Annotated in this window: 19 protein-coding genes; 11 read left to right on the plus strand and 8 right to left on the minus strand. The window is 49.1% G+C overall.

All coding sequences use genetic code 11. The features are described from left to right. Positions 1 to 393 precede the first annotated feature (393 nt). The 4 genes from L2713_RS12175 (at position 394) to L2713_RS12190 (ending at position 2,862) form a co-directional block, all read left to right on the plus strand. Positions 394 to 996, plus strand: a complete 603-nt coding sequence (locus tag L2713_RS12175; RefSeq protein WP_248968084.1) for a DJ-1/PfpI family protein — start codon at positions 394 to 396, stop codon at positions 994 to 996. Between the two features lie 31 nt (positions 997 to 1,027). Continuing rightward, positions 1,028 to 1,339: a cytoplasmic protein gene (locus L2713_RS12180; RefSeq protein WP_248968085.1), complete on the plus strand. Its 312-nt coding sequence runs from the start codon at positions 1,028 to 1,030 to the stop codon at positions 1,337 to 1,339. A 225-nt stretch (positions 1,340 to 1,564) separates the two neighbouring features. Then, positions 1,565 to 2,320 (plus strand): sulfite exporter TauE/SafE family protein, encoded by a 756-nt coding sequence (locus L2713_RS12185; RefSeq protein WP_248968086.1) that lies wholly within the window; start codon positions 1,565 to 1,567, stop codon positions 2,318 to 2,320. Positions 2,321 to 2,421: 101 nt separating this feature from the next. After that, complete coding sequence (locus L2713_RS12190) at positions 2,422 to 2,862, plus strand: GNAT family N-acetyltransferase (protein ID WP_248968087.1); 441 nt, start codon at positions 2,422 to 2,424, stop codon at positions 2,860 to 2,862. A gap of 88 nt (positions 2,863 to 2,950) precedes the next feature. Here L2713_RS12190 and L2713_RS12195 read toward each other — a convergent pair whose 3' ends face one another. The 4 genes from L2713_RS12195 to dapA all read right to left on the minus strand — a co-directional run bounded on the left by L2713_RS12195 (position 2,951) and on the right by dapA (position 9,483). Further along, positions 2,951 to 6,046, minus strand: a complete 3,096-nt coding sequence (locus L2713_RS12195) for an efflux RND transporter permease subunit (protein WP_011623098.1) — start codon at positions 6,044 to 6,046, stop codon at positions 2,951 to 2,953. Continuing rightward, complete coding sequence (locus tag L2713_RS12200; RefSeq protein WP_011623099.1) at positions 6,043 to 7,125, minus strand: efflux RND transporter periplasmic adaptor subunit; 1,083 nt, start codon at positions 7,123 to 7,125, stop codon at positions 6,043 to 6,045. The genes L2713_RS12195 and L2713_RS12200 overlap by 4 nt, the downstream gene beginning before the upstream one ends. A gap of 372 nt (positions 7,126 to 7,497) precedes the next feature. Then, positions 7,498 to 8,595 carry an NlpB/DapX family lipoprotein gene (bamC, locus tag L2713_RS12205; protein WP_248968088.1) on the minus strand — a complete coding sequence of 366 codons (1,098 nt, stop codon included), beginning with the start codon at positions 8,593 to 8,595 and terminating at the stop codon, positions 7,498 to 7,500. Positions 8,596 to 8,598: 3 nt separating this feature from the next. Beyond that, the gene (gene dapA, locus L2713_RS12210; RefSeq protein WP_248968089.1) at positions 8,599 to 9,483 is read right to left on the minus strand and encodes a 4-hydroxy-tetrahydrodipicolinate synthase; all 885 of its coding nucleotides are present in this window, start codon (positions 9,481 to 9,483) and stop codon (positions 8,599 to 8,601) included. 172 nt (positions 9,484 to 9,655) lie between these two features. Here dapA and L2713_RS12215 point away from each other — a divergent pair, with 172 nt between their 5' ends. Beyond that, positions 9,656 to 10,207, plus strand: coding sequence for a glycine cleavage system transcriptional repressor (locus L2713_RS12215; RefSeq protein ID WP_011716686.1), 552 nt, complete (start codon positions 9,656 to 9,658; stop codon positions 10,205 to 10,207). Between the two features lie 3 nt (positions 10,208 to 10,210). Beyond that, positions 10,211 to 10,678, plus strand: a complete 468-nt coding sequence (gene bcp / locus L2713_RS12220) for a thioredoxin-dependent thiol peroxidase (protein ID WP_011716685.1) — start codon at positions 10,211 to 10,213, stop codon at positions 10,676 to 10,678. Positions 10,679 to 10,858: 180 nt separating this feature from the next. Here bcp and L2713_RS12225 read toward each other — a convergent pair whose 3' ends face one another. Next, entirely contained in the window at positions 10,859 to 11,473 is a 615-nt protein-coding gene (locus tag L2713_RS12225; protein ID WP_011626499.1) for a LysE/ArgO family amino acid transporter, read from the minus strand. Between the two features lie 112 nt (positions 11,474 to 11,585). Between L2713_RS12225 and L2713_RS12230 the strand changes: the two genes are divergently transcribed. Further along, positions 11,586 to 12,503 carry a LysR family transcriptional regulator ArgP gene (locus L2713_RS12230; RefSeq protein ID WP_109287609.1) on the plus strand — a complete coding sequence of 306 codons (918 nt, stop codon included), beginning with the start codon at positions 11,586 to 11,588 and terminating at the stop codon, positions 12,501 to 12,503. 130 nt (positions 12,504 to 12,633) lie between these two features. On the opposite strand, the gene L2713_RS12235 is transcribed toward L2713_RS12230, so the two are convergent. Further along, a complete protein-coding gene (locus L2713_RS12235) occupies positions 12,634 to 13,734 on the minus strand; it encodes an AI-2E family transporter (RefSeq protein ID WP_248968090.1) in 1,101 nt (366 codons plus the stop codon). Positions 13,735 to 13,942: 208 nt separating this feature from the next. Beyond that, complete coding sequence (locus tag L2713_RS12240; protein ID WP_248968091.1) at positions 13,943 to 14,176, minus strand: sulfurtransferase TusA family protein; 234 nt, start codon at positions 14,174 to 14,176, stop codon at positions 13,943 to 13,945. Positions 14,177 to 14,288: 112 nt separating this feature from the next. Here L2713_RS12240 and bepA point away from each other — a divergent pair, with 112 nt between their 5' ends. The 4 genes from bepA to L2713_RS12260 all read left to right on the plus strand — a co-directional run bounded on the left by bepA (position 14,289) and on the right by L2713_RS12260 (position 19,026). Further along, positions 14,289 to 15,758: a beta-barrel assembly-enhancing protease gene (gene bepA / locus L2713_RS12245; RefSeq protein WP_109287607.1), complete on the plus strand. Its 1,470-nt coding sequence runs from the start codon at positions 14,289 to 14,291 to the stop codon at positions 15,756 to 15,758. Between the two features lie 112 nt (positions 15,759 to 15,870). Beyond that, positions 15,871 to 16,221 carry an arsenate reductase (glutaredoxin) gene (gene arsC / locus L2713_RS12250; RefSeq protein WP_248968092.1) on the plus strand — a complete coding sequence of 117 codons (351 nt, stop codon included), beginning with the start codon at positions 15,871 to 15,873 and terminating at the stop codon, positions 16,219 to 16,221. 47 nt (positions 16,222 to 16,268) lie between these two features. Then, positions 16,269 to 16,649 (plus strand): DUF2069 domain-containing protein, encoded by a 381-nt coding sequence (locus L2713_RS12255; RefSeq protein WP_248968093.1) that lies wholly within the window; start codon positions 16,269 to 16,271, stop codon positions 16,647 to 16,649. A gap of 430 nt (positions 16,650 to 17,079) precedes the next feature. Continuing rightward, on the plus strand, positions 17,080 to 19,026 hold the full coding sequence (locus tag L2713_RS12260) for an autotransporter adhesin family protein (RefSeq protein WP_248968131.1): 1,947 nt from the start codon (positions 17,080 to 17,082) through the stop codon (positions 19,024 to 19,026). Between the two features lie 165 nt (positions 19,027 to 19,191). Here L2713_RS12260 and hda read toward each other — a convergent pair whose 3' ends face one another. Further along, on the minus strand, positions 19,192 to 19,902 hold the full coding sequence (hda, locus tag L2713_RS12265; protein ID WP_011622356.1) for a DnaA inactivator Hda: 711 nt from the start codon (positions 19,900 to 19,902) through the stop codon (positions 19,192 to 19,194). Positions 19,903 to 19,969: the final 67 nt, after the last annotated feature.

Here is a 19,969-nt window from a genome sequence, read left to right on the forward strand (position 1 = left end):
TATGGGAAATGCCACTATGATGTCGGGAATATCATAGGCCATGTGAACGCGGCATTTACACTTCCATGTGTTGCAGATGCCGCCGTCGAGCCTATAGGAATACTTCTTGTAAAATAAAAGGACGGCGTGTCACTGGGGAAACAGTGGCAATGCATATATCGTAATATCCGGTTCAGCCGACTTGTTTTGGGGCATAATGGGCTTAGAAATAGCAACGTACCTATGAGCTCACTGCCATTTCAGTATGAGACTTTATTACTCTCCCACTCTTAATAAACGCAGTCACAAACATATGGGTGATTATGTTGCAACGACAGGGAGCGACGGATTGATGATGCGGCCGATGACGTGTTAACCCACACATTAACCAGAATACAAACCAGAGGACAAAGGATGTACCAGATTGCGATTGTGATATTTGATGAATTTACCGATATCGATTTCTTTTTAATGCGCGATATTCTCGGCCGCACAACAACCGATTGGACAGTCAAAGTGCTAGGCACTAAACCTAGCCACAGGTCGAGTTTGGGAATGACGGTAGAAACCCATGGTCATGTCGCGCAAGTCGCCGAAGCTGACGTGGTATTATTCAGCAGTGGTTACAAAGGCGTACCTGCCGCACTTGCGGATCCTGAGTTTATGTCGGCCCTTAAATTAGATCCCGCACGGCAATTGCTTGGCAGTATTTGTGCGGGCTCATTCTTCTTTGCCAAGTTAGGCTTACTCGACAATATCTCAGCAACAACTCACCCCGATGCCAAACCCGCATTAGTGGCCATGGGTGTGGAGGTGGAAGACTCCGCTCTGGTGATCAATGGCAATATTGCCACTGCGGGAGGTTGTTTGTCCTCACTCTATTTAACGGGTTGGGTAGCGGAGCGTTTATTTGACAGTGCAAAGCGCCGCGAAATTCATCGGCAACTGCTCCCCGCAGGCCAAGCCGATGTTTTTGACGCTTTAATCGAATCCTCGATTGCCTCAGCGATTCGCTAACACAGCGCCTCAGGATAAAAGGCCTTCAATAATGACACTCAAAGCACTACTCAATCAGTTAAAAACCGAACACAAACTCACCAGCGCAGCCGAACTGGCGGCGCTATTGGCGCAAGATGAAGCGCTAGTCCAGCAGATCAAACAGGCGGATGCGCAGTATTGGGTCAACTTTAGCAAGCAGACCTTTGATGGTTGGTACTGCATCGCTACGCCATCGAATGCCAGCTACCATGTGTACTATCAAGAGCGTGGACAACATTGCTGGGGAGAAGAGGTATTTAGCGATCAATACTTGGCCATAGCCACCGTGATATTTGCTTCAGGACTGTTCCATGCTGAATAAATACATCAGTGCTAAGACTTAATAGCTTTTGATGAATCTAGCGGCATAACACTTAAAGCCAAGGCTTTATGCCTAAACCCGATTCAGACCCCATAACAAAGCCATCAATCTACCGCGACTTACAATATTGATGGCTTTTCATCTGAGTGACTTACTGTTAAGGTGATGTTTTTATGAGCAATTGATATTCTAGTTCACCACATCAATAGCTGCGGAGTATTCACTATGGACTGGTTACTGATCGCCCTCGCAGGCTTACTCGGCGGCATGTTAAATGCGGTGGCGGGCGGTGGCAGCTTTATCACCTTATTTGCCCTTGTGTTTGTGGGCGTACCGCCACTGTTGGCTAACGCGACGGGCACTGCCGCCCTGCTTCCCGGTTACCTTGCCAGTGCCTGGCGTTTTCGAAAAGAGATTGAATATCCAGCAAATCTTAACCTAAAAACCCTGTGCTTGATCGCCATTGCGGGCGGATGCCTAGGCGCTGCGATTCTGCTAAGCACCAGCGAGCAAGTGTTCGCTTATCTCATCCCTTGGCTGATTTTGCTGGCCACACTCGCCTTTATTGGTGGACCTTGGTTACTGAAAAAACGCTTAGCGAATGCCAGCATCACCCGAGTGAATACCGTCAAGCCACTGACTGCAATGATGATTCTGAGTCTCGTCTGTATTTATGGTGGCTATTTTAACGGGGGATTAGGGATTATTTTACTCGCCACCTTTGGGTTACTCGGCCAAACCCAATTACATGGGATGAACGGGCTTAAAAATTTACTCTCCGCCCTACTCACCACCATTGCCGTGGTGATTTACGCCCTAGGTAATCTGATTGACGGGCAATATCTATTACTGCTTGCCATTATGGCGATTATTGGCGGCTATCTTGGCGCCGCGCTGGCTTATCGCATTCCCCAATCCCTGTTGCGGGGTTTTATTGTGCTTGTCGGTTTCGCCATGAGTGTGGGATTTTTTATGCGTTAACGCCTTTGCGTTAGCCTAAAATATGTCAACCTCAAGAGTCATGTATTGGCAGAATACCTGCTTAATAGAAATCTAGGTACTGGATAACACAAGGAAGCATGATGGGCTTTATTGCAATTAGACAAGCACAGATAACAGACCTTAACGCCATGGCTAACTTACTGTTGCAGCTGGGTTACAGTGCCAGCGAGAAGGAGTTACGGCAATATCTCGATGCTCCCAAAAGATCGGATGAAATCTATCTCGCCGAGTCTGAGGGAGACATAGTTGGGCTGATAAGTTTGATCTTTTTTGATTATTTTCCCTCGCAGCAGCAAATCTGCCGCATTACCGCCTTAGTGGTGGCTGAAGCGAGTCGAGGTTTAGGCGTGGGGACGCAACTGATTGATTTTACCAAAGACAGAGCAAGTGAGCGGGGTTGTCGCCAGCTTGAGGTCACCACCTCTATGCGCCGCGAGCAGACCCAAGCCTACTATGAGTCCGTTGGCTTTGAGAAAACCTCCTTTCGCTATATTCAAGCCGTTGACGTTACCCCAAAGTGATTTCGCCCAAAGAGATTTAGCCCAAATAAAATAGGCGCTTAAGTAAACTTAAGCGCCTATTTTATTTGGGCTAAGTGTTCGCGTGGGATTAATCCTGCGCCAACTCCTTATCTAATTGCTGGGCAATCGCTTCTGGAGAACCGCTGTTACGGGCAAAGAGGCCGTAGGCGGTTGGGATCACAAAGATAGTGAACAAGGTCGCCAGCATAATGCCCGAAAGCACCACCACACCAATCACGAAGCGGGTTTCCGCCCCCGCACCAGCGGCCAATACCAGAGGTACGGCGCCCGCGGCAGTGGTAATCCCCGTCATTAGGATGGGGCGTAAACGCTGACAAGAGGCTTGAATAATCGCGCGATCGAAATCAACGCCCTTATCCCGCAACTGGTTGGCAAATTCGACGATAAGAATACCGTTTTTCGCCGCAAGGCCCACCAGCATAATAATCCCAATCTGGCTGTAGATATTGAGACTCTGCCCCGTAAACCACAGCCCTATCAAGGCGCCAACCGTGGCCAGCGGTACCGTCAGCATGATCACCATAGGGTGAATATAGCTTTCGAACTGCGCCGCTAATACTAGGAATACAATCCCCAGCGCCAGCAGGAATACAAAGTACATTGAGCTGCCAGACTCTTGATAATCCAAAGATTGTCCCTTGTAGCTGATCACCGCTTCCGCAGGCAGGTAAGCACGTGCCACTTGATTGAGGTAATCCAGCGCTTCACCTAGGCTATAACCATCCGCCAAGCTGGCTTCGATAGTGATCGCACGCATACGGTTATAACGGTTAAGGGAGCTGGCATCGGCAAACTCTTCGACCGTGACTAAGTTCGACAGAGGGATCAGCTCCTTGGTCCGTTCGGAGCGAACATAGATATTTTGCAGATCGGCCGCGGTATTTTGGTTACTGCGTTCCCCTTCCACAATCACATCGTACTCTTCACCATCACGCATAAAGGTGGTGACTAAACGCGAGCCCAGCATCGATTCTAAGGTGCGGCCGATATTGGAAATCGATACCCCAAGGCTGGCCGCCCTGTCCCTGTCGATCACCACTCTAAGCTGCGGTTTGGTTTCTTTATAATCGTGGTCAAGGCCAAGCAGTTTAGGATTTTCCGCCGCCTTTTCCATCATAATGTCGCGCCAGCGGGCCAACTCTTCATAGCTTGGACCACCAATCACAAACTGCACAGGTTTACCCACGCCACGGCCAAAGGCTTGACGCATCACAGGGAAAGCTTGTACACCGGCTAAATCCGCGAGGCGCTTGTTAATATCGCCTATCACTTCTTTCATCGGGCGACGTTGTCCCCAATCTTCGAGCACGATAATCGCCATCCCGTTAGAGAAGTCGGCGGCGCGGCCAAAGCCACGGGGCGCACGGATCAGCAAGCGTTTAATGTCGCCCGAGTCCACCAACGGCATTAAACGGTTTTCCACTTCGTTCATGTAGGATTCGATATATTCGTAACTCGCGCCCTGCGGCCCGTTCACCATCAAAAATAACGAACCCCGATCCTCCTGCGGCGCAAATTCCTGCGGCACTTTTTGGGCGAGCAACACACTGCTCCCGAGCGCAATCAAGACTAATATCGACATCAGCACAGGTCTTGCCATCGCCTTCTCAAGCGAGCTTTGATAGCCACGGGAAATCCCCGTCATAATGCTATCGACCTTACGCACTAACCACGAATCCTGCGACGCGGGTTTAAGCAGCTTAGAACACATCATCGGGCTTAAGGTTAAGGCCACGATACTGGAGAAGATCACCGCCGCGCTCATGGCCACCGCAAACTCCTTAAAGAGCTTACCTAAGTCCCCTTCGAGGAAAGTGATCGGCATAAATACCGCCACTAGCACTAAGGTGGTGGCGATAACCGCAAAGGCCACTTCACGGGCGCCCAAGAATGCCGCCTTTAAGGGTGAATCCCCTTCTTCGATACGGCGGTGAATGTTTTCCAGCATCACAATCGCATCGTCTACCACCATACCGATGGCGAGGATCATCGCAAGCAGCGTCAACAGGTTGATTGTGTATCCTAGCGCATAGAGCACGATAAACGTTCCGAGCAAAGACACGGGCACGGTAATCGCAGGGATTAACATGGCGCGCACGCTGCCAAGGAACAGATAAATAACTATGATCACCAGCACCATGGCGGTGAACAGGGTTTGGTACACCTCTTTAATCGAGGCTTCGATAAACACTGAGCTGTCGTAGCTGCGTTTAATCGACATGCCAGCGGGTAAGGTTGGATTGATTTTATCGACTAAGGCGTTAACGGCGCGGGCCACTTCTAAGGTGTTGGCGGTCGACTGTTTCGACACCCCAAGACCAATCATGGCCTCCTTGTTGCCGCGGAACATGATACGCTCTTCTTCCGAGCCAATTTCCACCTTAGCCACATCGCCAAGCTTGACTAAATAGCCGTCTTCACCTTGGGAAATCACCAAATTGGCAAAATCCTCGGCAGTGCGATAACTACGCTCTAAACGTACGGTAAAGTGGCGCTCCTTGGACTCGAGCGAACCTGCGGGCAACTCAACGTTTTCAGCCCTTAACGCGGCTTCAACATCGGCTACAGTAAGGCTTCTGGATGCTAATGCTTGTCTATCGAGCCAGACGCGCATGGCGTAAACTTTGCCACCACCGATACGGATCATCGACACCCCGTCCACCACGGACAGACGGTCGGATAAATAGCGACGGGTGTAATCGGTTAGCTCTAATGTGGTCATTTGATCCGACACTAGGTTGAGCCACATAATTACTTCATCGCCACCGTTGGCCTTTTGTACCTCTGGGGGATCGGCTTCTTCGGGTAAGTTATCTAACAGGCCCGAAATTCTGTCGCGCACGTCGTTGGCCGCATCTTCAATGTTGCGGCTGATATCGAACTCTAAGGTCACCTGCGAGCGACCATCGCTGCTCGATGAACTCACATGGCGAATACCTTCAACGCCGCTGATCCTATCTTCAATCAGCTGGGTGATACGGCTCTCGACCACAGCGGCACTGGCGCCGCGATAGTTGGTTTCAATCGAGACAATCGGCGGGTCGATGTTAGGGTATTCCCGCAGCGGTAACTTATCGAATGCCACTAAACCAAAGGCCACCAGCAATAGGCTAATAACCGAGGCAAATACCGGTCGTTTAACGGAAAGATCTGTCAGGATCATACACTTGGCTCCGCATTAGCATCGGAAAGATAGCTAAACTTCTCAGCCAATTCGGTTTTGACCACATCGCCTGGGTGCACTTTGAGTAGCCCGCGGATCACCACGTTTTCACCAATCTCTAAACCACCGAGGATTTCGACCCAGCCGCGGGTCCGAATACCAATGGTGACTTGCTTACGCTCAATCACATTGTCCTTATTGACGCTGTAAACAAAATGCTCTTTTTGGATTGGGATAATCGCCGACTCAGGCAACATCAAGGCCTCGCGGCTGCGCTTGATGAGTTTCACCTTCATCAGCATGCCGGGCAGTAAACGTAAATCCGGATTTGGGATTTCGGCGCGCACAATCACGGCGCGAGTCGTTGGATTAACACGGCTATCGATAGAAATCACTTTGCCTTTAAAGATTTCATCGGGAAACGCTACGGCTTTGGCTTCAACTTGTTTACCGGGCTGTAAGTCTTGAATAAAGCGCTCAGGCACCGAAAAGTCCAATTTAATCTTAGAGATATCATCGAGCGTGGTGATCTCAGTCCCCGGAGTCACTAAGCTACCCACACTCACTTGGCGCAGGCCTAAACGACCATTAAAGGGCGCCACTATACTGCGATCATTGAGGGATGATTGTGCCTGCTCTAGCTCGGCACGGGTGGTATCGATTAAGGTTTGCAGGCGGTCACGTTCTAACTCCGCCACAGTGCGGCTGGTCACCAGAGAGCTGATCCGCGCTAACTCGCGCTGGTTGTCACTCACCTTCACCTGCGCCACTTTTACTTTGGCTATCTGCTCGGCATTTTGCAGTTGCACCAATAAGTCGCCCTTCTTGACGATATCGCCATCATCAAACTTGAGAGAAGTAACCACATCGGTGACTTTAGGCGTGATAGTGACAGACTCATAGGCCTTGTTGGTGCCTATGGCTTCGACTTCGTCACGCACGGGCGCCATAGCGGCAGTCGCGATGACCACATTAGGGGTGAGCTTAACGTTAGCTTTCTGCGGTGCTTGGGGTTGCATACTTTGGTATCCAAACCAGCCCGCAGCCAAAATAGCGATGATAATTATGATTTTTTTCATCTGGCTTCCAAATGATGATGACTCGCATTAGTGACGGCTAGTTTACCCACTCGCATCATTGCATCAATACGTTTTACTTTTTCTTACAAATTACGCCAACTGCATAAAATATGTAATAAATGGCAATTCGAGTCAGAAAGGATAAGCAGGATTAAGAATACAGTAGGATAATTGGCACTTTTAGCGAATTACTTCAACAAAAGTCAAAATTGAAAACACTTTATCTAAAACCATGCTTTAAATATTGATATACGCCAGAAATATTCTGAAACATCATTCTGTATAGTTAACGCACAAGGTGAGCATAGCGACGCTCAAATGGCAGGCACAAAAAAGGGCGATTAGATCGCCCTTTTGTTGACTGAGGTAGGATTAACGCAGTTTGCGCTCTTCTTTCATCAGGTTCGACAGTGACTGATACACATTGGTCACGACTTCATTCGACAATGGTTGGTCTTCACCGTCGCGCAGCAGGATTTTGGTTTCCTCTGGGCTATCGCCGTCTTCAAGCAGTATGCGGTAACTGCCTTCCTTCAAGGCCAATTGATTGTCGTTCCACAACGAACTCCAGAAACCAGAGTTGTCGGTAAACTTAATGAAGTAAAGCCCCTTGGCGCTGTCCATATCGGCAATTTCAAAGCCCATTTCTGGCAGCACGATACGCAGACGATCCCACACTTGTTTGTATGGCGCTTTCGCGGACCAGTAAGCAACCCCTTCTTCAGGCGTCACTAAATCTACATTGATCCCTAAGGTCTGCTTCAAACGGTTCGCTTGAATCGCTTGCTCACGTTTCACACTCATATAAGCGATAGAACTGTTCAGCATATCGATGGTGTAACGCTGTTTATCTTCACTGCTTAACAGCACATCCTGATCTTTACCATCGTAAAACTCTTGGTGTTCAACCAAGTGGATCACTATGTTAGCGGTACGGCCGTGCGGACGGGTTTCTACGTCGAAGCGATAGCGCTGACGCAGCAGATACTCTTTATCTGAGCCCCAGAGGCTCGATTCCAGCACTTCCGTGTTTTCAATCCAATCGGTTTCGATACTGCCTTTATCGAAATCGCGGTTGCGAATGTTGATGCCTTGCTTAGCAAAGAAACCATCTAAGTTAGTGAAGATTTCTTGCTTAAGATCGACGCTGTTATCAATCGATTCAACCACGATCTTAATGTTATCGCTGCCCTCTTCCACGTGCGTACCTTCTGCCATTGGCAGGACTTGTAGTGGAGGACGGATATCGAGGTTTTTACCAACCAGCGCGGAATTCGCCTTTGGCCCTAAGTTAGGCACTTCAAATTCTTTATTGTATGGCGGTGCTTTTAATCCCTCGGGGATCTTCAGCATTGGCGCTTGCTCGGCCTGCACATAGTCTTCACCGCCGTTTGCTTGGCGACGCTCTAATGGCGAGCTACAAGCTGCAACGGCAGCAACTAGGAACAGTGGGGTGACTTTCTTTAACATTAATTATTTAACCTCTATCTGGGCGCGAGTCATTGCATCTAACAACAGACCATGACATTGCTCAGAAAGTTCAGTCAAAGGTAAACGAATATGGCCACACTCAATCAGTCCCATACGGTGAGCGGCCCACTTCACAGGGATTGGGTTCGCTTCACAGAATAGTGTGCTATACAGACCACGCAGCGGCTCATCGATGCTCGCCGCTAATTCGGCATTGCCCGCAAGTGCTGCATCACACATGGCTTTAAATGCTTTTGGCACTATGTTGTTGGCAACCGAAATCACGCCATTACCGCCAAGGAGTAAAAACTCTCTCGCCGTTGCATCATCGCCGCTGTACAACATAAAGTCATTACCGCAAAGCTCACGTAAACGCTTAACGCGTGATACATCGCCCGTGGCTTCTTTAACACCAATAATATTGCTCACTGCGACCAATTCGGCCACGGTTTCGGGCTTCATGTCGACGGCGGTGCGTCCTGGTACGTTATAGAGAATTTGCGGAATATCCGTGCTCGCCGCGACAGCTGTGTAGTGTGCGACTAAGCCCTTTGGCGTGGGTTTATTGTAGTAAGGTGTCACGCCTAACATGGCGGCAACCCCTACTTTAGATAAAGACTTGGTGAGTTCGATAGCTTCAGATGTCGCATTCGCGCCATTGCCACCAATCACAGGAATACGGCCTGCGGCAAACTTAACCGTTTGCGCGACCACAGTAACGTGCTCATTCATTGGCAGAGTCGCTGACTCGCCGGTAGTGCCCACGGCGACGATGGCGTCTGTGCCTTGGTCAATATGGAATTCGACTAACCTTTCAAGACTTGCAAAATCTACTGAGCCATCACTGTTCATTGGCGTGATTAAGGCTACGATGCTTCCGTTTATCATCTGACTTCCCCAAAATTTCAGGATTCGCTATGGTACTGATGCCAACCATTAATGACAAGCACTAACGGGGCTCTCAAATTGAATTAGTTATGGTAGCATTACATCCCGCACAAAAACTCGGCACTCAGTCTCGAGTTTTCGCTCTATGATATCGAAAAAGTGAGGACAATTCATGACCAATTTCCTGGTCGTAACCGCAATGGGCGTAGACCGTCCTGGACTCGTAAGTAAACTAGCTCGGCTTGCCAGCGACTGTGACTGCGATATCGTCGACAGCCGTATGGCATTATTTGGTAACGAATTTACCTTAATCATGATGTTGTCAGGTTCGTGGGCATCCATAACGAAAATTGAAAGCCTGCTCCCGAGTCTCAGTGTTGAATTAGAACTGATGACAGTGATGAAGCGCACCTCTAAACATACGCCGCAAAACTACCTTTCACGCCTTGAAGTGCGCTTTACCGGTAAGGATCAGCGCGGCACCATGAAGCTTATCACCCAGTTCCTCGCCGACCGTTCCTTAGACTTAGCCGCAGTACGCTCTTTCTCTGAAGAACTCGACAACGGTGAGCAAACCCAGACGATTTCGTTAACCATCAATATTCCTGAAAAAGTTGAACTAGAAAAGCTCGAAAAGAGTATCTATCAACTCTCTGAAGAAATGGCACTGGATTGCACCATTAGACGCATGGAAGGCACCACCTCAAGAAGCGATAGAGGATAATTGATGAACACATTAACCGCTGGCGCAAAAGCGCCGCTATTTACCCTTCAAGATCAACAGGGTAATGCTGTTTCCCTACAAGAATGCTTAACGCGCGGTCCGGTTTTAGTCTACTTTTACCCCAAGGCTTCAACCCCTGGCTGCACAGTGCAAGCCTGTGGTTTACGTGACAGCAAAGCCGAACTCGACAGCCACAAAGTGACCGTGCTTGGCATTAGCCCTGATCCCGTGGCTAAATTAGCTAAGTTTGCAGAAAAACAGTCGCTTAACTTTACCCTGCTCAGCGATGAAGACCACAGCGTCGCCGATGCCTTTGGCGTGTGGGGCGAGAAGAAATTTATGGGCAAAATCTACGACGGTATCCATAGATTGAGCTTCCTCATCAACACCGACGGCACCATTGCCCATGTGTTCGATAAGTTTAAAACCAGCGATCATCACCAAGTTGTACTGGCGCAAATTGCAGGTTAATTGCGCACTTTAGTACCGCATTCATGTCTCGCGGCTCAACACAGCGCACAAAAAATTAGCAGTTGAACGCAAAAAGGCCCTTTATCAGGGCCTTTTTTCATGAAAAATTTTCAGCTTGCGTCTAAAAATCAACCTGATTTGTGGAATAAATTCAAGCGGATGCTACTTAGTTACCCAAGATTAGGCCAGATAAGGCCAAATAATTGCCGCGGCAATGCTCCACATGGTCAACCAAATAAAGCGGTCTAAATATCGCCACGCCGCTGGGCGGCTAAATATCGGTGCCAATAAACGCGCACCAAAACTTAGGCTGAAGAACCAAATAAACGAAGCCAATACCGCGCCCGCACCAAACCAAGGACGATGGGCATCTTCGAACTGAGTGCTAATGCTCCCCAGCAGCACAACTGTATCTAAATAAAGGTGTGGATTAAGCAGGCTGATCCCAAGCGTGGTCAGCATGGCCTTACGCAAAGTGTCGGCATTTTGCGCATTGTCCATCTCCATCCCTTTAGCGACAAATGAGGCCTTAAGTGCATTAGCACCGTACCAAATCAAAAAGGCGGCCCCACCAAAACTGGCCACATGTTTGATAGTCGGAAAGGCTTCAATAATGTGCCCAAGCCCCGCCACACCCGCAGTGATCATTAAGGCATCGATGATTGAACAAAGCAGCGCAATCGGCAAAGGATAAGCTCGCTTAATCCCCTGCTTTAGCACAAAGGCATTTTGCGCCCCTACGGCAATAATCAAACTACCACCTATGCCCATACCTTGTATAAACGCCGTTTGCATAACTACCTCTCATGTCTGAAGAAGGCGCTAGCATAGACAAAACAACAAAATTAATATAACTAATGTTTTTTATGTATCATAAGTAAAATTAATAATTTTAAGGACGGCAATCATGTTGGAATACGCCAATCTTAAAGCGCTTGCGGTCGTCGTCTCCGAAGGCGGCTTCGAGCGCGCCGCCAAAGTGTTGCATATCACTCAATCGGCGGTGTCACAGCGCGTTAGGCAGTTAGAAGAACGAGTCGGCCAATCCTTACTTATTCGCTCAACGCCCGTGGTGGCGACTCCCACGGGTAAACGTTTATTGCGCCACTATTCTCAGGTGCAATTACTCGAGAGTGAATTGAGAGCCGAGTTAGATGCCGATGACCCAAACCATCCCACGACGGTGCGGATTGCCGTCAATGCCGACAGTTTAGCGACATGGTTTTTACCCGCCTTGGCCGATATGTTCAGCCGACATGCCTGGCTGCTGGAATTGATTGTCGATGATGAGTCCTACACCCATCACCTACTGAAAAACGGTGAGGCCGTCGGTTGCGTGACCACAACGGCCAATCCCATGGCCGGTTGTAGCAGCGAGTTTTTAGGAACCATGGAGTATATGTGTGTCGCGACCCCTGCATTTGCGGCGCGTTATTTCGAATGGGCAAAAAATAGCGATGATGTCGGCGCTCAAATAACCCAAGCGCAGCTCGCGAAAGCCCCTGCCGTGGTGTTTTCAACCAAAGATAAAATGCATGAAAAGTACCTCGCCCAGTATTTTCAAATGCTGCCAGGCCAATGGTGGCAACACAGCATTCCCTCATCGGAGAGTTTTTTAGAGGCGATTAACTTAAGTCTAGGTTATGGCTTAGTGGGACACTTACAGGCAAAACCTTTGATAGACAAAGGCATATTGATTGAACTCACCCCAGAAAAACGCATTCGGGTGCCCCTCTATTGGCAGCACTGGAATATAAAAGCCAAGCAAACGACCTTGGTCTATCGCGCCCTTGCCGCCACCGCACAGCATCTATTACAGCAATGATGAGTGCCACAATCGTTGGTACAACAAACAATAGTTAGTACAAATAGTTAGCGGATAAAAAAACTGAGCACTCTGGCTCAGTTTTTTATCTATTAGCATTTATCTATCAGTTTTATCTACTGCCAGCGGCTTAGGCTTCTGCCGAATCCGCCTTCACCGGTGTTATCGCTACAGGTTCAATCTCGGTTTTCGGCCAAGCATTGATCACCGCTTTCACCAAGGACGCCAATGGGATGGCAAAGAACACGCCCCACACGCCCCATAAACCGCCAAACACTAACACGGCGGCAATGATGATGACGGGGTGTAAATCCACCGCATCGGAAAACAGAATTGGCACCAGCACGTTGCCATCTAACGCCTGAATAATGCCGTAACCTAACATCAGATAACCAAACTCGGAGCTAAACCCCCACTGGAAGAAGGCCACCAAGGTGATGGGCAAGGTTACTAAAGTTGCGCCCACATAGGGAATAAGCACCGACAAGCCGGTCAACACCCCGAGTAAGGCCGAGTATCTCAGCCCCATAAAGGCAAAGAAGATGTAGCTTGCTACTCCGACAATCACAATCTCAATCACCTTGCCGCGGATATAGTTGAAGATCTGCTGGTGCATCTCAAACCATACCTTGCGGGCCAGCTGTCGATTAGTAGGGAAAAAACGTTTACTGCCACTGATCAGCTGGTCTTTGTCTTTAAGAAAGAAGAACACTAATAAGGGCACTAAAATGGCGTACACCATCAGCACCAATAAGGAGGCAGAGTAACCAATCAGTTGCTTGGCAATATCGAGCAGGTGCTGGGTGTCGAGCAATTTTTTAAGCTCGGCGACCATTAAATTAAGCTGTTCTGAACTGACAAACTGTGGATACTGGGTCGCTAATCCCTGCAAGGTTTGTAATCCCTTGTCGATCATACTCGGCAAATCTGTCATCAAGCTCACGCCTTGGCGCCACACGCTCGGGATAAGACCAAAGGTCAGCAACACCACAATTCCTAAAAACAGCACGAGTACTAAGGAAGCGCCCGTCGTGCGATTAATCCCCAATTTCAGCATTTGCGCCACAGGCCATTCAAGCAAAAAAGCCAGCACTAAGGCCACCAACAAAGGCGCTAATAAGCCGCCAGCAAAATACAACACAAGGGCAAGACCCACGAGAATGGCCAGCAGCGTCACCGCCTGAGGATCGCTAAAGCGCTCTTGATACCAACGAGAGAAAAAACTAAACATGAATTCGTTCCAATGAGGTGATTGGCTTTCCGAAAACGCAGGAAAGATGCTTATGCTTTGGTGGTTAACCTTATCGCATCCGTTTTACTGTGTATATGCTTGAAAATCAGTTAACTGCTACCTATGACCGACACGCCTATGCGAAGTTGCAGCCAGCTAAGCCAACTGGCCATTTTTACTGCGGCATTGAATCATGCTTTGGGCGTGCTTAGCCCTGCGATAAATCAACTTTTGTGATTAATAGCTCTAATTGGCTGGCGTCATCTTGCAATGTCACCACGGTATGCCCCTGTTTTTTAAAAAACGCGGGAACATCTCGGCGGGAACCTGGGTCTGAGAGTAGGATATGTAAACTGTCGCCAGCAGACACAGACTTCAACGCAAGTTTGACCTTAACCAAGGGAACGGGGCAGCGAAATGATGTTAAATCAATAAAAATCATAATGAACTTGCTATGAACGAACTTGGGCTATTATCCTAAGTTGCAACTCAAACTACAAGCTAAGTGCTACCCTAGCCTTAGTTGAGACAATTAAAAGAATCAAAGGATCCACTTGCGTAATTTGACGTTTTTGACCCGATGTAAACCCCTTGCGGCGAGTGTGCTTTCATTAATGTTACTCGGTGGAGCAGCAAAGAGTTTTGCCAACAACGACTTGCCCGACTTAGGCACCGCCGCCGTCAATACCTTCAGCCTAGAAAAAGAAATGGTCTATGGCGATGCCTATATGCGCGTGATTCGTTCATCGGCGCCCATGCTGAACGATCCGGTATTGAGCCAATATTTGACTGAACTGGGCAATAAATTAGTCGCCCACGCCACGGGCGTTAAAACGCCCTTTTATTTCTTCTTACTGCAAAACGATGAGATTAACGCCTTTGCCTTCTTCGGCGGCCACGTTGCAGTACACACTGGGTTATTCCTTAACGCCGATAACGAAAGTGAGCTGGCCTCAGTGCTCGGCCACGAAATTACCCACGTGACCCAACGTCACTTGGCGCGATCCCTCGAAGCACAGCAAAAAAGTGGCCCAGCGACCGTTGCAGGCCTACTCGGGGCGATTCTATTAACCATCGCCGTGCCGCAGGCGGGGATGGCTGCGCTGGCAACCACTCAAGCCATGGCGACCCAATCGAAGATCAACTATACCCGTCTGCATGAAAAAGAAGCCGACCGGATTGGCATGCAGATTCTGGTCGATGCGGGCTTTGACCCCAATGCCGCCGCCGATTTCTTTGGTAAACTCGCCAGTCGCTACCGTTTTACCACTACGCCGCCACAAATGTTGCTGACTCACCCATTACCCGAGTCACGGATCTCCGAAGCGCGCGATCGCGCTCACCAGTATCCGCACCGCTATGTACCAGATAATTTAAACTTCCAGCTCGCTAAAGCCCGTATTCAGGTGCGTTTTTCCAGTTACAGCGACGATGCGGTATTGAGCATGTTTGAAAAGCAGCTCAATAAGCAAACCTACGGCTTTAAAGAGGCCGCCCTCTACGGTAAAGCCTTAGCGCTGTTTAGATTGAAGAAATTTGATGAGTCCGAAAAGATTGTCGACGAGCTATTAAAAATCGATGATAACAACTTGTTTTATATCGATACCAAGACGGATTTGCTCAACGAGCGCAAGGATTATGCTAAGGCGACTAAGTTACTCGAAGCCCAGCGTAAGATGAAACCCACATCGCAGGTAATTAACGCGAACTTAGCCAATATCTATATTGAGGCCGGTGAGCCAGCGAAAGCTATCCCACTGCTGGAAGACATGATTTTCCTCGATAAGCAAAATCAACTGCCCTATCAACTGCTCAATCTTGCCTATAAAAAATTGGGCAATCAGGGCATGGAGTATTTCTCCAATGCCGAGATAATGGCGCTAGGCGCTAACTACAAGGGCGCTATCGATCAGCTGAACTTTGCCTACCGCGCCTCGGAAGGCAATCCATTACAACTGGCACGAATCGAAGCACGTATCCGTCAATTTAAACAAGCGGATAAAGAGATGGATGCTTTGAAGTAAAATCAGCGATTTTACCTCTATCCGTTATAATCGCGCCCCGAACATCCTGACGGGGCGCTGTTTTTTCTGCTATCATCCGCGCCATTGTTTTAGCCGATTGAGCATAAGTACTATGACCCAAGCAACGATTTACCATAACCCACGTTGTTCAAAGAGCCGCGAAACCTTAGCCCTACTCGAGCAGCAAGGCTGCGATATCACAGTCGTGGAATACCTTAAGAATCCTCCAAGCGCCGCTGACATCCGTGGGATTTTAGCCACACTCAAACTCAGCGCCCGTGAGTTGATGCGCACTAAGGAAGACGAGTATCAAGCACTGGGACTCGCCAATCCGGCCTTAACCGAAGAGCAACTTATCGACGCCATGGTCAAGATGCCAAAATTGATTGAACGCCCAATCGTACTGGCCAATCAACAGGCAGCCATTGGTCGTCCACCGGAAAATGTACTGAACATTCTCTAATCTTCGGCCATTTCACCATCATTCGATGCGATTAAGATAGGAACATCATGACCTCAAGCACTTTGCTGACACTGAGCCGTTTAGGCTACCTTGCCCTCGTTCTCCTACTGGGCGGTTGGTTTATTGGTCAGGGCCTCAATGGGGAATACACCTTATTATTCAGCCTCCTCTGGCTAGTGCCTTTGTTGCTGCCCTTAAGAGGCATTTTGAAGGGCAACCCATACACCTATGCATGGGCCAGCTTTATTTTATGCTTATATATGCTGCACGCCCTCACCTTGTTGTATGTCACGACCGATGCATTGGCCTTTGCCATTATCGAAGTCCTGCTGATTGGCATCCTGTTAATCGCGTTCCCATTTTATGCACGTATCCGTGGACGTGAACTTGGCCTAGGTCTTAAGAAAAAGTCCGACAAGCAAGACTGATTGTAAGCTCCAATCAATCTCATCGCTGCCAGCGACCAACAAGTCGCGATTAGCCAGCACCGATAAGCAAGTTCAGATGAGCAAGTTCTGATTAACAAGCGCGGTTCTGTTTTAATACCGCTCCGCGCTCTTTGTTTCGAGAAGTCGTGATTAGAGATGTCGTGACTCCATATGTTGTGATTCGCAACATCATAATTCTATAAATTCGAACCCCGCTTTTATAACCTTCACTCAAAGCCAAATCCGCCGTTGTATTAATCCCTTTTCGGCACAACTCCCCCTCCCAACCCGACAACATTTAACTTACCTTTCATCACTTTTTGTAACCAAAAGAGCGTGCTATAGTCGGTTGATATGCAAAGCAATGACGGCCAACAAAGCCAGTCATACTACAAAAACAATAACATAGCGTTAATTGGAGTGAGTCATGATGGGAATATGGGTTCCAATGCGTCGATTGAGTATTATCGCGGCGACCGTCGCTCTCAGTGCCTGTGGAGGCGGTGGTGGGGATAATAATGATGGTGGTACGGTAACCCCACCAACCACTAACGTGCCACGCTGCACTACAGTGACTCCGCTCATCACCACAGACTCAGGCGCCATCCGCTTTAAAACTGAACCCCAATATGTGGCGGGACAATCCAGTGCCATTATTGCCAGCCTAGGGAGTCGCGATTCACAGGATCTCACCTTCCGCTGGCAACAGTTAGAAGGCCACAGCATTGAACTCGTGAGTCAAAATAGCCCAGTATTAGCCTTCGATATCCCCGCAGCAGGCAGCTACCGTTTTAGCCTACATATCAGCGGCAGCAATATCGATGAAACGGCTGAAATAGCGATCAATGCCGACAGCAGCGCGGGGGCAATGCTAAACATTCGTCAAGATCATCAAGCCGTTGAGGGTAACGATGTCAGCCTACGCATCGCTCAACAAGCAGGCCTTGGTGCATCAAGCATCAATTGGTGTATCGCCGAGGGCCCCAGTGTCAGTCTCGATATCAGCGATCCCTTTAGACCCCTATTTACCGCGGCCACTGTTAGTCAAGATACCTTAACTCGCCTTAGGGCATCGGCCACGATTAACGGTAATACCGTGACAGATGAAGCCTATGTGCTCACCACGGCGGCGCCCACAATAAGCTCAACCTACTTCGATACCCCTGTGGCACGCACCCACGCTTATCATCCTGCTTCTCCCTATGCCAGCGCCTTAACGAGCTGTGTGTACTCAAATCAGTTAAAAGAAGCTTGTACTATCAATCAATTGCCGCTAATCGGCCAAGTATCAAATACGCTCGATGTCGACACTATTCTCGATCGCGTCTTAGTGTCCCACGATTGGATGGGCGACAATTTCGCCGCGTTTTTACGTCAAATGGACCCGAGCAGCGATTTTGCCCGCCTACTACAATCGGTCACTGCCGTGGTGATAAGCTATGATGTGCGCCCCTCATTTTATTGGGTGGTTACGGGAGCGATTTATCTCGACCCGAATGATTTGTGGCTCACGCCAACCCAGCGCGACACCATTAACGAGGCGCCAGATTATCGCAGCGACTTTGGCAGTGAACTCAATTTCATCATGCCGTGGCGTTACGTTAAAAATAACCAATATGCTTCACAGGGATTCCCAATCACTACGCGCGCCACGCGCACGCTCAGCCAGATTAATCCCGATCTCGCCTCACTCTTGTACCATGAGCTCGCCCATGCCAATGACTTCTTCCCAAGAAGCATACACGCCACGCTCACAGGCCCCAGATTGTTGGACGACTATAGCCGTAGAAATGCCAATAAGAGTTTGATATCCGATCAAGTGAGTCGCAGCTATCCCCTCACCAGCACAGAAATGACAGGTCTTGCGGCGGTGAGCTTCTTAGGCGCCAAAGCCACTGCAACCCAAAAAGCCTATCAACCTTCGGATGTGAGTACGTTTTTCTCCGGTGATATCGCCAATGACTTTTACAACTATTCCAGTACCCGTGAAGATGCGGCGATGTTATTCGAAGAGGCCATGATGAGTTATCGCTATCAAATCCAGCGCGATGTGGCTGTCACTAACCTGCCCGCCTTACTCACAGCAGATACTGTGATTGTTGACTGGGGACAAAGGGGCCGAATTGGCGACGATAGTCTGGCGAACCGCGCAGCCTTAGTGATCGATGGCATGCTACCAGAGCTTGATGGTATCAGCCTGCTCACGAGCCTGCCCGAGCCAATAGCGATGACCCAAGGCCAAAGCTGGCGACAAACCCTGGGGATTTCACCCAATACCACAGTGAAAGGACTACAAGGAGTTGCGGCCAGTGGCGAAACGCTTACCGAGCCAGAGCTACGCTTCAGTGGCGATCGTCATCGCCATCCACAGCAATGATTTGGATTGCTAAATCGGCAGATACACTAAACTCAAGCCTCTTAGCAGACCTAAGTTAGCGATAGATGTGAGATAAAGAGAGATAAAAAGCCCGTCGTGATATGACGGGCTTTTTGTTAACACTGAATGTTTATTAAACAGGATTTAGATTGACAGTCAGAACGATTACAGGTGCAGCATTTCTTTGGCAAAAGGAATCGTGAGCTTGCGCTGATGTACGAGGGATGCCTTATCCAGTTTATCCAACACATCAAATAAGGTACGTAGATCCCTTGCCATACGATTAAGCAAGAAGCGGCCAACGTCTTCGGGCAACTGTAATCCGCGCATCGCCGCACGGCGTTGCAGTGCCGCTAACTTTTCATCATCGGCCATAGGTTGCAGCTGATAATTGAGTCCCCACTGCATCCGAGAGACTAAGTCAGGTAACAAGAAGCCAGCATCTGCGGGCGCCGAGCGGCCACTGACCACCAGCGCACAACGCTTGTTCTCAGCGACACGATTGTACAAATCGAATATGGCCTCTTCCCAAATCGGGTGACCAGCAATGTCATCCACATCGTCGATGCAGATCAAATCGAGCTGCTCCAGCCCCTCTAACAGCGCGGTTGAGATGCTGGCATGAATGCCAAGGGGAAGGTAAAAACTGCGGCGGTCGAGTTCATTGGCATGGGCACAAGCGGCGTGCATTAAGTGAGTCCGCCCCGATTTCACCGGTCCCCATACATAAATTGCGGCTTCACCTTGGCCTTCTGCATTGGCGCGCAGCTTTTGGATAAGTTCGTCATTACCCGCTGCCGGATAATAACTGTTAAAGGTTTCATCATCCGGTAAGTAAACCGGTAACGACAGTTGTAGCGGTGAGTTTAATGGCACTCGTACGTCTCAATATCAATAAATTATCGACTCCCCCACATGACTGAGCATAGGCATGCCCAGTCAC

Origin of the sequence: Shewanella seohaensis (genome assembly GCF_023283775.1) — a bacterium.
Taxonomy (GTDB): Bacteria; Pseudomonadota; Gammaproteobacteria; order Enterobacterales; family Shewanellaceae; genus Shewanella; species Shewanella seohaensis.

Coding starts and splice junctions, on each gene's coding strand:
- L2713_RS12185 (WP_248968086.1), top strand. CDS start 1,565: ATGGACTGGTTACTGATCGCCCTCGCAGGCTTACTCGGCGGCATGTTA.
- L2713_RS12175 (WP_248968084.1), top strand. CDS start 394: ATGTACCAGATTGCGATTGTGATATTTGATGAATTTACCGATATCGAT.
- L2713_RS12255 (WP_248968093.1), top strand. CDS start 16,269: ATGACCTCAAGCACTTTGCTGACACTGAGCCGTTTAGGCTACCTTGCC.
- bamC (WP_248968088.1), bottom strand. CDS start 8,595: ATGTTAAAGAAAGTCACCCCACTGTTCCTAGTTGCTGCCGTTGCAGCT.
- L2713_RS12230 (WP_109287609.1), top strand. CDS start 11,586: ATGTTGGAATACGCCAATCTTAAAGCGCTTGCGGTCGTCGTCTCCGAA.
- arsC (WP_248968092.1), top strand. CDS start 15,871: ATGACCCAAGCAACGATTTACCATAACCCACGTTGTTCAAAGAGCCGC.
- dapA (WP_248968089.1), bottom strand. CDS start 9,483: ATGATAAACGGAAGCATCGTAGCCTTAATCACGCCAATGAACAGTGAT.
- L2713_RS12215 (WP_011716686.1), top strand. CDS start 9,656: ATGACCAATTTCCTGGTCGTAACCGCAATGGGCGTAGACCGTCCTGGA.
- L2713_RS12180 (WP_248968085.1), top strand. CDS start 1,028: ATGACACTCAAAGCACTACTCAATCAGTTAAAAACCGAACACAAACTC.
- L2713_RS12195 (WP_011623098.1), bottom strand. CDS start 6,046: ATGATCCTGACAGATCTTTCCGTTAAACGACCGGTATTTGCCTCGGTT.
- L2713_RS12235 (WP_248968090.1), bottom strand. CDS start 13,734: ATGTTTAGTTTTTTCTCTCGTTGGTATCAAGAGCGCTTTAGCGATCCT.
- L2713_RS12190 (WP_248968087.1), top strand. CDS start 2,422: ATGGGCTTTATTGCAATTAGACAAGCACAGATAACAGACCTTAACGCC.
- bcp (WP_011716685.1), top strand. CDS start 10,211: ATGAACACATTAACCGCTGGCGCAAAAGCGCCGCTATTTACCCTTCAA.
- L2713_RS12225 (WP_011626499.1), bottom strand. CDS start 11,473: ATGCAAACGGCGTTTATACAAGGTATGGGCATAGGTGGTAGTTTGATT.
- L2713_RS12260 (WP_248968131.1), top strand. CDS start 17,080: ATGGGAATATGGGTTCCAATGCGTCGATTGAGTATTATCGCGGCGACC.
- L2713_RS12200 (WP_011623099.1), bottom strand. CDS start 7,125: ATGAAAAAAATCATAATTATCATCGCTATTTTGGCTGCGGGCTGGTTT.
- L2713_RS12240 (WP_248968091.1), bottom strand. CDS start 14,176: ATGATTTTTATTGATTTAACATCATTTCGCTGCCCCGTTCCCTTGGTT.